The 13,591-nt window shown below is 53.6% G+C and carries 16 protein-coding genes and 1 tRNA gene; 12 read left to right on the top strand and 5 right to left on the bottom strand.

What is annotated here, in order from left to right; translation table 11 throughout:
* Window positions 1-172 precede the first annotated feature (172 nt).
* Genes IAD09_02170 through IAD09_02185 form a run of 4 tightly spaced genes read left to right on the top strand, consistent with a single transcriptional unit; the run spans window position 173 to window position 2,942 of the window.
* A complete protein-coding gene (locus IAD09_02170; GenBank protein ID HIT81037.1) occupies window positions 173-721 on the top strand; it encodes a DUF4199 domain-containing protein in 549 nt (182 codons plus the stop codon).
* A 5-nt stretch (window positions 722-726) separates the two neighbouring features.
* Window positions 727-1,680, top strand: coding sequence for a glycosyltransferase family 2 protein (locus IAD09_02175; protein ID HIT81038.1), 954 nt, complete (start codon window positions 727-729; stop codon window positions 1,678-1,680).
* Entirely contained in the window at window positions 1,673-2,221 is a 549-nt protein-coding gene (locus IAD09_02180; GenBank protein HIT81039.1) for a hypothetical protein, read from the top strand. Before IAD09_02175 ends, IAD09_02180 begins: the two co-directional genes overlap by 8 nt.
* A complete protein-coding gene (locus tag IAD09_02185; GenBank protein ID HIT81040.1) occupies window positions 2,208-2,942 on the top strand; it encodes a hypothetical protein in 735 nt (244 codons plus the stop codon). The genes IAD09_02180 and IAD09_02185 overlap by 14 nt, the downstream gene beginning before the upstream one ends.
* An 87-nt stretch (window positions 2,943-3,029) precedes the next feature.
* Here IAD09_02185 and IAD09_02190 read toward each other — a convergent pair whose 3' ends face one another.
* Window positions 3,030-3,608 carry an RNA polymerase sigma factor gene (locus tag IAD09_02190; GenBank protein HIT81041.1) on the bottom strand — a complete coding sequence of 193 codons (579 nt, stop codon included), beginning with the start codon at window positions 3,606-3,608 and terminating at the stop codon, window positions 3,030-3,032.
* A 575-nt stretch (window positions 3,609-4,183) separates the two neighbouring features.
* On the opposite strand from IAD09_02190, the gene IAD09_02195 reads away from it, so the two are divergent.
* The 5 genes from IAD09_02195 (at window position 4,184) to IAD09_02215 (ending at window position 6,946) form a co-directional block, all read left to right on the top strand.
* Window positions 4,184-4,405, top strand: a complete 222-nt coding sequence (locus tag IAD09_02195; protein HIT81042.1) for a hypothetical protein — start codon at window positions 4,184-4,186, stop codon at window positions 4,403-4,405.
* Window positions 4,398-4,874 (top strand): thioredoxin, encoded by a 477-nt coding sequence (trxA, locus tag IAD09_02200; GenBank protein HIT81043.1) that lies wholly within the window; start codon window positions 4,398-4,400, stop codon window positions 4,872-4,874. The genes IAD09_02195 and trxA overlap by 8 nt, the downstream gene beginning before the upstream one ends.
* Window position 4,875: 1 nt before the next feature.
* Window positions 4,876-5,058, top strand: coding sequence for a 4Fe-4S binding protein (locus tag IAD09_02205; protein HIT81044.1), 183 nt, complete (start codon window positions 4,876-4,878; stop codon window positions 5,056-5,058).
* A gap of 5 nt (window positions 5,059-5,063) precedes the next feature.
* Window positions 5,064-5,429: a MarR family transcriptional regulator gene (locus IAD09_02210; protein HIT81045.1), complete on the top strand. Its 366-nt coding sequence runs from the start codon at window positions 5,064-5,066 to the stop codon at window positions 5,427-5,429.
* 188 nt (window positions 5,430-5,617) lie between these two features.
* Window positions 5,618-6,946 carry an exopolygalacturonase gene (locus IAD09_02215; protein HIT81046.1) on the top strand — a complete coding sequence of 443 codons (1,329 nt, stop codon included), beginning with the start codon at window positions 5,618-5,620 and terminating at the stop codon, window positions 6,944-6,946.
* Window positions 6,947-7,100: 154 nt separating this feature from the next.
* Here the strand turns inward: IAD09_02215 and IAD09_02220 are convergent, their stop codons facing one another.
* The 4 genes from IAD09_02220 to IAD09_02235 all read right to left on the bottom strand — a co-directional run bounded on the left by IAD09_02220 (window position 7,101) and on the right by IAD09_02235 (window position 10,295).
* The gene (locus IAD09_02220; GenBank protein HIT81047.1) at window positions 7,101-8,282 is read right to left on the bottom strand and encodes an MFS transporter; all 1,182 of its coding nucleotides are present in this window, start codon (window positions 8,280-8,282) and stop codon (window positions 7,101-7,103) included.
* A gap of 77 nt (window positions 8,283-8,359) precedes the next feature.
* Window positions 8,360-8,432 (bottom strand) — tRNA-Glu (locus IAD09_02225).
* Window positions 8,433-8,532: 100 nt separating this feature from the next.
* Window positions 8,533-9,306, bottom strand: a complete 774-nt coding sequence (locus IAD09_02230) for a TatD family hydrolase (GenBank protein HIT81048.1) — start codon at window positions 9,304-9,306, stop codon at window positions 8,533-8,535.
* Window positions 9,307-9,320: 14 nt separating this feature from the next.
* Window positions 9,321-10,295 carry a polyprenyl synthetase family protein gene (locus tag IAD09_02235; protein HIT81049.1) on the bottom strand — a complete coding sequence of 325 codons (975 nt, stop codon included), beginning with the start codon at window positions 10,293-10,295 and terminating at the stop codon, window positions 9,321-9,323.
* A 212-nt stretch (window positions 10,296-10,507) separates the two neighbouring features.
* On the opposite strand from IAD09_02235, the gene porQ reads away from it, so the two are divergent.
* Genes porQ through IAD09_02250 form a run of 3 tightly spaced genes read left to right on the top strand, consistent with a single transcriptional unit; the run spans window position 10,508 to window position 13,097 of the window.
* Window positions 10,508-11,491, top strand: a complete 984-nt coding sequence (gene porQ / locus IAD09_02240) for a type IX secretion system protein PorQ (GenBank protein ID HIT81050.1) — start codon at window positions 10,508-10,510, stop codon at window positions 11,489-11,491.
* 18 nt (window positions 11,492-11,509) lie between these two features.
* Window positions 11,510-12,214 (top strand): (d)CMP kinase, encoded by a 705-nt coding sequence (locus IAD09_02245; protein ID HIT81051.1) that lies wholly within the window; start codon window positions 11,510-11,512, stop codon window positions 12,212-12,214.
* A gap of 7 nt (window positions 12,215-12,221) precedes the next feature.
* Window positions 12,222-13,097 (top strand): 4-hydroxy-3-methylbut-2-enyl diphosphate reductase, encoded by an 876-nt coding sequence (locus IAD09_02250; GenBank protein HIT81052.1) that lies wholly within the window; start codon window positions 12,222-12,224, stop codon window positions 13,095-13,097.
* Window positions 13,098-13,591: the final 494 nt, after the last annotated feature.

Raw genomic sequence — 13,591 nt, forward strand, 5'->3', positions numbered from 1 at the left:
TCAAAAAAATAGTCGATGCGATGTTAATGAGCTCATATATACTCGTTTATGCGGCGCCTTGACACATGGCTCGCTTCCTGGCAAAAGTCTCGGTTGTATATTTTTATGGCGACGAAATGATGCAATTACGGTAAAAATCATACCTTTGTACGATGCAACAAAGAAAAACGCCATGAGTGAGCAACCCCGCAAGCCATTGACCCTCTATGCCATGCAATATGGCGTGTATATGGGAGTCTATCTGTTGATAGTCTTCCTCTTCTCGGCCTGGTCGCGCTACGCTGCAATATTCAATACGTTGACGGTATTCTCCATTATAGCCATACCGGCGGTCGTGTATCTCATCATGAGTCACTTCATGCGCAGTGAATATGGTTCGTCGCGCTTTGTCGTCCTTTGGCTGCTGGGGATATACCTCTTCTTTTTTGCATCGCTTATCAGTGGATTGGGAGAGTATCTCTATTGCACCTTTATCGTGCCCGATTTCATCTCTTCGCAAATCGAAGCCATGCTGCAAATTCTCGATACCGCGGAGATACGGTCGGCCGAGATGCAGGAAATAGTAGATATAGTACGCACCAGCTATGAGCAGGGATATTATCCCACGCCTATCGAGATGGTCTACCAGATGATTTGGGCCAAGGTGTTCCTCGGGTCGATTGTGTCGATATTCGTAGCTCTTTTCATTCGCATATATTCCCGTTTTAGAACCAATAGATGACAAACATGGATATTTCTGTCATTGTTCCTTTATATAATGAAGCGGAGTCGCTGCCCGAGCTGGCGGCGTGGATTACCCGCGTGATGGCCGAGAACCGGTTTACCTATGAAGTGATTTTTGTCGACGACGGCAGCACCGACGATTCTTGGCGCGTGATAGAGTCGCTCAAAAAGGAAAATCCCCACATCAAGGGGGTGAAGTTCCGCCGCAACTATGGCAAGTCGCCGGCTCTGCACACCGGTTTCACCCGCGCTCAGGGCGACGTGGTCATTACGATGGACGCCGACTTGCAGGATAGCCCCGACGAGATACCCGGGCTTTACAGCATGATTGCCGATGAGGGGTATGACATGGTATCGGGCTGGAAGAAGAAACGCTACGACCCGCTTTCCAAGACACTCCCCACCAAGCTCTTCAACGCTACGGCGCGCATGATTACGGGCATACATCTGCACGATTTCAACTGCGGACTGAAAGCCTACCGCAACGAGGTGGTGAAACACATCGAGGTCTATGGCGACATGCACCGCGACATTCCTTTCCTGGCCAAGAGTGCCGGCTTCTCCCGCATCGGCGAGAAAGTGGTGCATCACCAGGCCCGCAAATATGGCAAGACCAAGTTCGGCATGAGCCGTTTTGTCAATGGTTATCTCGACTTGATGACCCTGTGGTTCTTCTCCAAGTTCGCCGAGAAACCCATGCATTTCTTCGGCCTGCTGGGAAGCCTCATGTTTGTCATCGGTTTCATTGCCGCGGCTGCCGTGGGTGCTTACAAGCTCTATGCCTTGTGGCACGACATGCCCTATCGGCTGGTGACCGATTCGCCCTATTTCTTCATCGCCCTCACCATGATGGTATTGGGAACGCTGCTTTTCCTGTCGGGATTCTTGGGCGAACTCATCTCCCGCAATGCTCCCGGCCGCAACCATTATAATATTGAAAAAGATATTGATGATTAACCTGCGTCGTCGACTCCATACTCGCCCTCGTGCGGCCATGGGCCGTGCAGCGGCCTTTGTGGCGCTTTCGCTCTGCCTGCTGCCGTTGCTTTTCTCTACGGCCTGCAACACCGAGGCTTGCCTCGAAAGCAAGACCAGTATTTTCAGCGCGGCCTTTTATGCCTATGGCGACTCGGGGGTGAAAGTCATTATCGACTCGGTGTCGGTCTATGGCGTGGGGCAGTACAAGGATTCCCTGCTGGTCGACACGGCCAACATCTCCTCTTTCCAGGCCACCCTGCGCAGCGACCGCGATACGACCCAATATGTCATTCGCTACGACCAGCACAATCTCAATCCCCGTTACAAGAGAGACACGCTCACGTTTGTCTACCACACCTATATCGAGTTTGAGTCGGCCGAGTGCGGAGCCATGTATAATTATGTCATCGACGATTTCCGTTACACGACGTGGCAGATTGTCGATGCCCGCCTCATGACGCAAGAGTTCAACAATCAAGATGTCGAAAACGTTCTCCTCTATTATTATGTGCCCGAGTAGTCGTTTCCTGTCGGTCGCGGTGGCGGTGTTGTTGTCGCTGTTTTCTCTTACTCCCCTTGCGGCCCAAGAGAAGAAGAGCCAGCGCCTCGAAGACGGCTCGCGCTATCGCTATCCCCTGCTCGACGGCCTGATTGTCGGGGTCGACCTTTTCCAGCCCGTTGTTTCTCTCTTTGGCCAGCAATATGCCAACTACCAGGCTTCGCTCGAAGTGAGTTTCCACAATCGCTTCTTCCCGATATGGGAAACCGGCATCGGGTGGGCCGATGATACCCCCGACGACGGGAACTTCACCTATAAGGTGTCGCCTACGCTCTACAACCGCTTGGGCGTGCTTTACAATTTCAATTACAACTCCACGGCACCCGGCTATATCTACGGCGGTTTGCTTTACGGTTTCTCGGTGTTCTCCTACGACATCACCAGTATCGACCTCACGTCGAGCTACTGGGGCACCAGCGACCAGGCCGCCATTTACGATTGTCACTCCCGGGCGCAGTGGCTCGAACTGTTGGCCGGTATACGGGTCCACCTCTACAAGGGGCTTAAAATGGGCTTCTCGGTGCGTTACAAGGCGCTACTCAAAGCCGCCGATTATGGCACCACCCGCCCGTGGATAATCCCCGGCATGGGCAAGCGTAGCGGCGGTTTCGACTTCACCTACTCGGTCTATTACCAGATTCCCGTCAAGACCAAGAAACAGCGTGCGGTGGCGGAGCAGTAGACCGTCGTCTTCACCCGCTCATCAAGCAGGAGGGGCTGAAAACGCTGCGGCTCTCTTCGATTTCCTGTTCCGCGGAATTTCCGTTTTTTATTTCGAGCCCTCTTTTTTGTCGAAAATCGAGGAGCGCGCTTTCTGAACGATAATTCGGGGTGTGTTTCCCGAGCCGTTTTTTTCGTCTCTTAGATAACCTTGTGCTTTCTTGCGGGCGACGAAAATGCGGCTTTTTACGGTACCCAGAGGTATCCCTATTTTTGCGGCAATCTCTTCATATTTATATCCGGCAATATATAGGCCGAAAGGTATGCGGTATTCTTTTTCGAGAGTGCCTATGGCGTGTGTGATGTCTTGCATGATGCAGCGTGAGTCGGCCGAGTCGCTTGCTTTAAGGGTTATTTCATGCCGGGGTTCGTCCGCGCAATCCTTTGTCGTGAGGTGTACTTCGTGAGAAGTGCGGCATTGATTGAGGAAAACGTTTTTCATGATCGTGTATAACCACCCGTTGAGATTGGAGGTGTTGGTTATTTTTTCGTACTGCGTCAAGGCTTTTAGAATGACCGTTTGTGCCAAGTCCAAGGCATCGTCTCTCTGCTTTGTCAGCTGGTAGGCCGAGTGATATAGAAATTTTTGTTTGGCGATTAAATGTTTTGTCAACTCTTGTTCTGTCATGATTGTGATTGTAACTTCGAATTGAGTGTGAATAATAAATAAGATTGAGAGGGGGGGGGGCTTTCCCTCCCCCCGATGGAAGCTTTTATAAAAGTCGGGAATGGCTCGATTTTTTATAGTGAACCCGATGTAATTTCTTTTTCTGTCATGCCTCTTCTATTTACACATTACACAAGGAAAAAAGTGAAACAATAATTATAAATGTAAAGATACCCCAAAAATGTTTCGCGATTTCTTGATTTATTACATTTGATAACATGTTTTTAGGGGTTGTGTGAGACATGTAGTAGTCCGTCCTTTCCTCGGGTTACTCCATCTTCTTTGCCGGAGATTATCGGGTAGGAGTCATCTGGGGTTATGCGTTGCCAAACAATCGATGCTTACTGCATCGTGGTGCGGTATAATCGCACGGAATTTTTTGCCGTGATTTGCTCCGGGAATCTTCTGTGTGATTTTTTGTAAAAGCTCCTTATTTAATCATAATATTCTTATGGAAATATATTCTAATGGAAAATAATTTATATCTTTGTCTTGTCCTGAAAAGGAAAGATGTCTCACGCATAAAACAGCAGAAGATGATCAAGCGATTTTTACAACGGCGCTGGCCCCTCCTGGTGGGGCTGTTGCTCGGCGGGATAGCCGGCTATCTCTACAATGTGTATGTGGGTTGTGCCTCGGGCACCTGTATGATAACCTCGTCGCCCTATCTGAGTACGCTATGGGGGGCAGCCCTGGGTGGCCTGCTGGTCGACGGTTTTCGTCCGTGCAGCGGACGGGGAGGGTCGTGCCATGAGTAAGCTGGTGCCGTTGGTCGTTGCGGCCGTGTTGCTGGTGTCGTGCCGGCATGCCGCCGTCGGAAAGGAAAACAAACAATTAAACAAGGATAAGAAAATGGAAGTAGTACATTTAACCAAAGAAGAATTTTTGAAACAAGTGGTCGATTACGAGAACAATCCCACCGAGTGGAAGTACCTGGGCGACAAGCCGGCCATCGTCGATTTCTATGCCGACTGGTGTGCCCCCTGCAAAATGCTCGCTCCGGTGCTCGAAGAGCTGGCTGCCGAGTACAAGGGCCGCATCGTCATTTACAAGGTGAATACCGAGCAGGAACAGGAACTGGCCGCGGTCTTTGGCATACGCAGCATTCCCACCCTCTTGTTTGTCCCCATGCAGGGCGGGCCGCAGATGGCTGCCGGTGCTTTGCCCAAACATGCCTTGAAAGAGGCCATTGAGAATGTCTTGTTGTCGAACGCAAATGCGGAGTGATATGGCTTATGTTGTCGATGCGGCCAAATGTCCGCAAAATCATCGGTGCCCGTTGTTGGCCGTGTGTCCCGTCGGAGCCATTTCGCAGGAAGACTTTTCGTTGCCGCGTATCGATGCCTCGTTGTGCATCGCGTGCGGTAAGTGTGCCCGCCAGTGCGGCATGCAGGCAATCTCTAAAAAGTGAAAAAGATGGATACCGACACATTATGCAACATCAGGGAGTTGTACCTGTGTATCATGCGGTTTGAGAACCTCTTTGAGGAGACTTTCGGACTGACTTTGAACGAGGGCATGTTGCTGTGCACGCTTTCGCATGCCCCGTCGAGCATGACTTGCGGCGAGCTGGCCGGGGCGCTCGACCTTTCTCCTTCGAATATGTCGAAGGTCATCAAGTCGGCCGAGAAAAAGGGGTTGCTCTCGCGACGTTTGGGGGAGAGCGACAAACGCCAGATGTATTTCTCGCTTTCGGCCAAAGGCCGGGCACAGCTCGATGCCATCGACATGCGGCAACTCGATGTGCCCGAGTGCTTGTTGCGATTCTGTGATAATCGTTGATGAATCGCTGCCCGTCCCAAACAAAACGGGACGGGCGGCGTGCTTTTTTTCGATTTTGCGGCATTTAATTTGGTGCGTGCAGGTCAAGTTATTATCTTTGTCCGATATGCGCGCAATGAGTCGGGGTAGAAACCCGGCGCCGCATGACAAGAAAGAAAGTATATATGAATCAACAAATCTCCAAAACCATGAAACATCTGTTTTTGTTTATGGCGATATTCTTGTGCATGAATGTTGCCGGAAAAGAGAAATTCCCCGACGGTACGACCATACCCGATTGGTTCTACCAGTATGACCCGGTCGATGTGGCCTCACTGGGTAAAGCCTATCGCATCACCGATTACGGCGTGGTGGCCAACGACAGCAATCTCATTCAGACCCAGGCCATACAGGCCGTTATCGACAAAGCCGCAGCCGAAGGGGGTGGCGTGGTGGTGATTCCGCGCGGCACGTTCCTTAGCGGAGCTCTCTTCTTCAAGCCCGGTACGCACCTCCATCTCGAAGAGGGCGGCGTGTTGAAAGGCAGTGACGACATCAGCAACTTCCCCATCATCGACACCCGCATCGAGGGGCAGTCGCTCAAATACTTTGCCGCACTTGTCAATGCCGATGGCGTGAATGGTTTTACCATCACGGGCAAAGGCACGATAAACGGTAACGGGTTGCGTTACTGGAAGTCGTTCTGGCTTCGCCGCAAGGTTATTCCCAAATGCACCAACATGGACGAGTTGCGTCCCCGTCTCGTGCACATCTCCAACTGCAAGGACGTCCAACTCGAAGGGGTAAGCCTCATCAATTCGCCTTTCTGGACGACCCATCTCTACAAATGCGAGAACGTGAAGTTGTTCAACCTGCACATCTTCGCCCCGTCGGCTCCCGTGAAGGCGCCCAGTTCCGATGCCATAGACATCGACGTTTGCACCAATGTGCTCGTCAAGGGGTGCTACCTCTCGGTCAATGACGATGCCATTGCCCTCAAAGGCGGCAAAGGTCCCTGGGCCGACAAGGACAAGAACAACGGCGGTAACTACAACATCATTATCGAGGACTGTGTCTACGGTTTCTGCCACAGTGCCCTTACCTGCGGCAGTGAGTCGGTCCACGACCGCAACATCATTTTGCGTCGCATCAAAATCAACAATGCTTCCCGCCTCCTGTGGTTGAAGATGCGTCCCGATACGCCGCAGAAGTATGAGTATATCCTCGTCGAAGACATCGAGGGCGATGCCCGCAGCTTCCTCTATGTGAAACCTTGGCGTCAGTTCTTCGATTTGCAAGGTCGCGAAGATACCCCCTATTCCTACTCCAACAACGTTACGATGCGTAACATCAAGCTCCATTGCAATGTGTTCTTCGATGTGAACGCTTCGGACGATTATTTCCTCTCCGATTTCACGTTTGAGAATCTCGACCTCACCGTCGATAAAAATGCCGCGTTGAAGGAAGACATCATCGATGGTCTCAAAATTAAGAACGTTACCATCAACGGCGAGAAATTGCCCAACCGCAAGAATTGATTCTCCCGGCAGAGCGCTTTGCGACTCCGAAAACAAAAAAATCGCACCGGCCGTCAGGGTCGGTGCGATTTTTTGTTTGGAGGGGGGCTGCTTGTTTCGCCGGAGGAGAAGCCCATGCTTGCTTTTTGGGTGAGCAAGCGAGAGAAAAGGAGTGCTATTCTTTTGTATATACCGTGAAGCCCAGTGAGAGCAAGGCCATGATGCCTCCCACGGCCGACACTCCGCCCCAGCCCCAAAGGCTCCATGCCGTGCCCGAGAGGAGCGTGCCCAGTGACCCCCCGATGAAGTAGGCGGTCATAAAAATCGTGTTGATGCGGTTCGACGCCTTGGGGTTCAAGGAGAAGATGACGGTCTGGTTACTCAGTTGAATGCACTGCATGCCGATGTCGAGAATGAGTATGGTGGCGATGATGGCGGCGTAGGTGTCTCCCCATTGGTAGGCGATGGCCCAGGCACTCAGCATGAGGACGGCACCGAGCAGGTTGAAGCGGTGCACCCCGAAGCGGGTGACCAGCCGTCCCACGAGCGATGCGGTCAGGGCGCCGGCCACGCCGCACAGTCCCAGCAGTCCCACGACGTCGCTGCCGGCATAGAACGGCGCCTGCTCCATGCGGAAGGTGAGAGAGGCCCAAAGCGTGAGGAACGAACCGAACGCCAAGGCGGCCCGCAAGGCGCAGATGCGCAAGAGCCGGTGCTCGCGGACAAGGGCGAAGAGCGAATTCATCAACCGGCGGTATGTGCCGTTGTAGTTGCGCTCGGTGCCCGGCATGATGCGCCACACGACAAAGGTGCAGATGATTATTGCGCCGGCGGCAATGGCATACATGGCGCGCCAGCCGAGCCATTCGCCCACCAGTCCGCTTATCACCCGCGAAGCCAAGATGCCGGTAAGCAGTCCCGAGACGATGAGACCCACGTTGGCGCCCTTCTTCTCGGGACGGGAATATTGGGCGGCGATGGGGATAAATATTTGCGGCATGACCGAGCAGACGCCCACGGCAAACGATGCGGCCATGACCGGGAGATAATGTCCCGACACGGCGATGCAGAGCAGGGCGGCTGCCAGCAGGGTGAAGCTGCCTGCCACGATTTTCTTGCGGTCGAACATGTCGCCCGAGGGAATGACAAAAAACAACCCGCAGGCATAGCCCACCTGGGTAATCATGGCGATGAGGCTGGCTCTCCACTCGTCGACGCCCAGGTCATTGCCCATGAGCGAGAGGAGGGGCTGGCAGTAATAGATGTTGGCTACCGAGATGGCGGCCATGCAAGCCATGGTAAAGAGCAGCGATGCCGAGATGCCTTCGTTGTCTCTCAGTTGCAGCGGTTGTTTCATGTGATTGTGCCGGTTCTTGTTTGGGGGGAATGGCTATAAAAAAGAAAAAACCTTACAACCGGAATTGTAAGGTTTTGTAGCGAAGCCGGGAATCGAACCCGGGTCTCATCCGTGAGAGGGATACGTGCTAGGCCACTACACTACATCGCCATCATTTAAGACGCCACAAAGGTAGTTGTTTTGTGAATACGGCAAAAGAATTTTACATATTTTAATACGATTCTCCCTGCCGATTCCCTTCTTGACGCTTTTATTGCTCGCTGAGCCCGAACAACCGACAGGCGTTGGCATAGGTCTCGGCTTCGATTTCGGCCCTGTCTCGATGCAATTCGGCGGCGATGAAATCGGCCGTTTGGGCGATGTAGGCCGGCTCGTTGCGTTTCCCGCGGTAGGGGACGGGCGCCAGGTAGGGGGCGTCGGTTTCGAGCAGCAGTCGGTCTGACGGGATAGCCGGGAGCACTTCGCGCAGGGTGCTTTTCTTGAACGTGACGGTGCCGTTGATGCCGATGTAGAAGTCGCCCAGCGCAAAAATCTGCGACAGGGTATCGATGTCGCCGCTGAAACTGTGGAAAACGCCGCGCAGGCCGAGGTGCGACAGCCGGCCCAGGAGCGAAATGATGGGCTCGAATGCCTCCCGGCAGTGAATGATGACGGGCAATGACCGTTGGGTGGCAAGGCGCACTTGGGCTTCCAGTGCGTCGAGTTGCTCGTGCAGATGGCTTTTGTCCCAGTACAGGTCGAGTCCTATCTCTCCCACGGCACGATAGGGGTAACGGTCGAAAAGCTCGAACGTGCGGTCGAGCGCCTCAGAATAATGTTCGGTCACCGAGGTGGGGTGCAGACCCATGGCGGCGATGCACAAGGAGGGGTAGGCGTCGAGGGTGCGGTGCAGGGCATCGACGGTGTCGAGGTCGACATTGGGGAGCATGAGGCGGCCGATGCCGTTTGCGAGGGCGCGGTGCACCACCGCGTCGCGGTCGGGGTCGAACTCGGGCAGGTAGATGTGGGTGTGGGTGTCGAAAATCATCGTCTTCCCGTTTAGAAGTTGCGTTGCATGAGGCGGGCGGCCAGTTCACGCAACGGAGCCGTGCGGTCGGCCGGGACGCTCAGCGAGTCGAGCTGTTGCAGGGACAAGGTGTCGTATTGCTCGATTTTTTCGAGGCAGAGCCGGTCGACGCCCAGCCGGTTGTAGAGTGCCGTGACGGCGGCGATCTTCTCGGCCGGGTCGTAGTCTGTGGCCGAGAGCCAGCGGTCGAGTTCTTCGCGATCGGCTCCCTGGGCGAGACGTTGGGCATTGATGAGCATGTAGGTCTTTTTGTTGTTGAGAATATCGCCCCCGATATTTTTCCCGAAAACCCGTGCGTCACCATACACATCGAGGAAGTCGTCGCGTAATTGGAATGCCAGTCCCAAGTTCACGCCGAAGTCGTATATCGCCTTGGCGTCGTTGTCGGTCGCTCCGGCAATGAGGGCGCCGATTTTCAGGGCGCCGCCCAGCAGTACGGCGGTTTTCAGCCGTATCATCTCGATGTATTCCTCCTCGCACACATCGCTGCGGCTTTCAAATTCCATGTCATATTGTTGGCCTTCGCATATTTCGAGGGCGGTTTTCAGAAACACGTCGCACACCGCCTTGCGGCTTGGTGCAGGCGATTTCACCACTTGCATGAAGGCCAGGATTTGCATGGCGTCGCCCGAGAGAATGGCCGTGTTCTCGTCCCACTTCACATGCACGGTGGGTTTCCCGCGGCGCAGGTCGGCCTTGTCCATCACGTCATCGTGCAGCAGGGTGAAGTTGTGGAAGATTTCGATGCCGGCGGCGGCATCGAGGGCCTCGCGGTAGTCGCCGTCGAAAAGTTCGCACGACAAGAGCGTCAGGACAGGGCGTATGCGTTTCCCTCCCAAAGCCAGTTCGTAGCGTATGGGGTTATAGAGTTCGGCCGGTGCCGGCGGGTAGGCAACGGCATCGAGCGTTTTTTGTACAATGGCGATGAATTCTTCCGGTGTGTGCATATAAGTATAATACGATTGAATAAACAGTTTCCCAAAAGTACATCTTTCTTTCCGATTCAACGGTAAAAGTCAACGAAAAAAAGAACCTATAAAAATTACCTTCCTCATACTTCCGAAGCCATTTTCCCGTTATACCAAAAAGATTGTGTATCTTTGACCGCATGATGAACGCACGTTCCCACTCCCTTTATGCCCGAATTTTTGCTGTGGCAATGGCCCTGTTGCCCCTCGGTTGCGTGGTGGCGCAAGAGGGCAAGAGTTCGTTCGACGTTCTCAATCTGCCGGTATCGTCGCATATCAATGCCTTGGGTGGGAATAACATCTCCATTGTCGAAGAAGACATCACCGTGATGTATCACAATCCGGCGCTCGTGGGGCAGGAAATGAGCATGCAGATGGCGGCCAATTATATGCGTTATGTGGCCGGCATCAACCTGGGCGGCGTGTCGTATGCGCAAGCGGCGGGCGCGCACGGTACTTGGGCGGCCGGATTGCAGTTTGCCGGTTACGGGACGATGCGGCAGACCGACGCCGCCGGTACCATAACCGGGACATTCAACCCCAAGGATATTCTCTTCGGCGGCCTGTATGCCCACGACATCACCTCCTCGTTGCGGGGCGGCATTTATGCCAAGATGCTCTATTCCACCTATGAGAGTTATACGGCCTTGGCTATGTTTGTCGATTTGGGTATCAACTATTACCATGCCGAAAAAGAATTTTCACTCTCCCTGGTGGTGAAAAACCTCGGTGGACAGTTGAAGAGATACGATACCGAGAATATCGCCATGCCCTGGGACATACAGCTCGGCTTTTCCAAGACCCTCCGGCATGCCCCGTTCCGCTTTTCGCTCACGGCACAACACCTGACCCGTTGGCATCTGCCCTTTGAGACGGTCGACGATGCCGGAGAGCTCGAAGTCAAGGACAACTTTGCTTCCAACCTTTTCCGCCATCTGGTCTTTGGCGTCGATTACATACCCAGCCGCAATTTCTACCTGGCCATAGGGTATGACTACAAGCGCAAGAGCGACATGGCGACCGCCGGCCGTCGCATCTTGTCGGGCTTCACGGCCGGAGCCGGCATACGCGTCAAGATGTTTGGCATCGGAGTCTCCATGGCCCAGCACCATGCCAACGGTTTCACTTTCATGACCAATCTCACGGCCGATATCTCGCAATTCCTCCATCGATAATCTATATATAATATAAGAATGGATTCACCCAAGAAAATTGTCATTGCCATCGACGGCTATGCCTCGTGCGGTAAAAGCACCATGGCCAAGGAGTTGGCGCGCAAAATAGGATATGTCTATATCGACAGCGGTGCCATGTACCGCGCCGTCACATTGTATTGCATCGAAGAAGGTCTCTTCGAGGGCGATGCGTTGCAACTCGACGCGTTGCGTCGTCGCATCGACAATATCGACATCTCGTTCCGTCTCAATGCCGGGACCGGCCGTCCCGAGACCTATCTCAACGGTCGTAATGTCGAACGCGAAATTCGCAGCATGGCCGTCTCCTCCAAGGTGAGCCATGTGGCCGCTGTCGGTTTTGTGCGGAGTAAACTGGTCGCCTTGCAGCAGGCGATGGGAAAAGAAAAGGGCATTGTCATGGACGGCCGCGACATCGGAACCGTCGTTTTCCCCGATGCCGAGTTGAAGATATTCTTGACGGCATCGCCCGAGGTGCGCGCGCAGCGCCGGGTCGATGAGCTCCGGGGCAGGGGGCAGACGGTCTCTTATGAAGAGGTGCTGCACAATGTCAAGGAACGCGATCGCATCGATGAGACCCGTGAGGTCGACCCCCTGCGTCGTGCCGATGATGCCCTGTTGCTAGATAATTCGGCGATGACCCTGCAACAACAAGACGAGTGGCTCCTGCGGGCATATCGCCGGGCCGTCGGTCTCGACAAATGAAATTGTTATGGCACGCATAGAAATCGATGAAAATTCGGGATTCTGCTTCGGGGTGGTCAATGCCATACGCAAAGCCGAGGAAGAACTGGCCAAGAGCGGTCGTCTCTATTGCCTGGGCGACATCGTGCACAACAACAGCGAGGTGGCCCGATTGCAGGAAAAGGGGCTTATCACCATCGACCATGAAACCTTTGCCCGCCTGCACGATGTGAAAGTGCTCCTCAGGGCACACGGCGAGCCCCCCGAGACCTACCGCATCGCCCGCGAAAACCGCATCGAGATTATCGATGCCACTTGTCCGGTGGTGTTGCAGTTGCAGCGCAAGATCAAGCAATCCTATGAGCAGAGCAATCCCGATAGCGAACAAATCGTCATATACGGAAAGCGCGGCCATGCCGAGGTGAACGGCCTTGTGGGACAGACCGACGGCCATGCCGTAGTGATAGAAGGGGTCGAAGATTTTGACCGCATCGACTTCTCCAAGAAAATTCGCCTCTATTCACAGACCACCAAGTCGGTCGAAGGGCTCCAAACCGTTGTCAATGAAATCACCCGCCGCAACGGCAATGTACCCCCCGAATATCACGACACCATCTGTCGGCAGGTGGCCAACCGCATACCCAACATTCGCAATTTCGTGCGGCGGCACGATTTGGTGCTCTTTGTCTGCGGACGCAAATCGTCAAACGGCAAGGTGCTTTATGAGGAGTGCCGCCAGGAAAATCCCAATACCTATTTGGTCAGTGACGTTTCCGAAATCGATACCCGTTGGCTCATCGGCCCCGACAGTATAGGAATCTGCGGGGCGACCTCCACCCCCAAGTGGCTCATGGAGTCTGTCGCCCGCTACATCACCGAGTACCTCGAAAACGGGGAAAAATGAATCCCTCTCTTGGGCGGAGCTGCAAATTCTTGGCGGCTCCGCTTTTTTTAGAGCCGAGTCCTTCCTTTTTTTGAAACACCGTTGGGCGAAAATCACGCTTTTTCTCGAAAATTTCACCTCCGGACGAAAATAAGTACCCTGTCGCTCCGGAATTTTTCGGCCACTCCGATACGATTTTTACCCCGAATCGCCTCCAAGAGCAATATTTTTTTGATGGATTTCTCAGAAATCCGACCAATTTGCGGCGTATTTTAGGGGGAGGGAAGGGAGGAACACCCCTTTTGGGGAGAAGAAAAAGAAGCGGGTGCGGGGCAAAAGAGGGGCAAAAAGCCCTTGGGAGCAGAGAGTGGTTGAAAAAAGGCGAAAAAAGTTTCGCGTGTAAATGGCTGACGGATAGGGGGAAGGGGGAAGGTTGGAAAAAAGTTTCAAAAAAAGTGGCAAAAAGATTTGGAGGGGAATAAAAAAGCCTCTATCTTTGCACCCGCTTTCCCGAT

It is taken from the genome of Candidatus Caccoplasma merdavium (genome assembly GCA_018715595.1).
In the GTDB taxonomy this organism is placed as follows: domain Bacteria; phylum Bacteroidota; class Bacteroidia; order Bacteroidales; family UBA11471; genus Caccoplasma; species Caccoplasma merdavium.

What these genes read in the sequence shown, in the direction of transcription:
- IAD09_02170 (HIT81037.1), top strand. Translation starts at nt 173, where the DNA reads ATGAGTGAGCAACCCCGCAAGCCATTGACCCTCTATGCCATGCAATAT.
- IAD09_02175 (HIT81038.1), top strand. Translation starts at nt 727, where the DNA reads ATGGATATTTCTGTCATTGTTCCTTTATATAATGAAGCGGAGTCGCTG.
- IAD09_02180 (HIT81039.1), top strand. Translation starts at nt 1,673, where the DNA reads ATGATTAACCTGCGTCGTCGACTCCATACTCGCCCTCGTGCGGCCATG.
- IAD09_02185 (HIT81040.1), top strand. Translation starts at nt 2,208, where the DNA reads ATGTGCCCGAGTAGTCGTTTCCTGTCGGTCGCGGTGGCGGTGTTGTTG.
- IAD09_02190 (HIT81041.1), bottom strand. Translation starts at nt 3,608, where the DNA reads ATGACAGAACAAGAGTTGACAAAACATTTAATCGCCAAACAAAAATTT.
- IAD09_02195 (HIT81042.1), top strand. Translation starts at nt 4,184, where the DNA reads ATGATCAAGCGATTTTTACAACGGCGCTGGCCCCTCCTGGTGGGGCTG.
- trxA (HIT81043.1), top strand. Translation starts at nt 4,398, where the DNA reads ATGAGTAAGCTGGTGCCGTTGGTCGTTGCGGCCGTGTTGCTGGTGTCG.
- IAD09_02205 (HIT81044.1), top strand. Translation starts at nt 4,876, where the DNA reads ATGGCTTATGTTGTCGATGCGGCCAAATGTCCGCAAAATCATCGGTGC.
- IAD09_02210 (HIT81045.1), top strand. Translation starts at nt 5,064, where the DNA reads ATGGATACCGACACATTATGCAACATCAGGGAGTTGTACCTGTGTATC.
- IAD09_02215 (HIT81046.1), top strand. Translation starts at nt 5,618, where the DNA reads ATGAAACATCTGTTTTTGTTTATGGCGATATTCTTGTGCATGAATGTT.
- IAD09_02220 (HIT81047.1), bottom strand. Translation starts at nt 8,282, where the DNA reads ATGAAACAACCGCTGCAACTGAGAGACAACGAAGGCATCTCGGCATCG.
- IAD09_02235 (HIT81049.1), bottom strand. Translation starts at nt 10,295, where the DNA reads ATGCACACACCGGAAGAATTCATCGCCATTGTACAAAAAACGCTCGAT.
- porQ (HIT81050.1), top strand. Translation starts at nt 10,508, where the DNA reads ATGGCCCTGTTGCCCCTCGGTTGCGTGGTGGCGCAAGAGGGCAAGAGT.
- IAD09_02245 (HIT81051.1), top strand. Translation starts at nt 11,510, where the DNA reads ATGGATTCACCCAAGAAAATTGTCATTGCCATCGACGGCTATGCCTCG.
- IAD09_02250 (HIT81052.1), top strand. Translation starts at nt 12,222, where the DNA reads ATGGCACGCATAGAAATCGATGAAAATTCGGGATTCTGCTTCGGGGTG.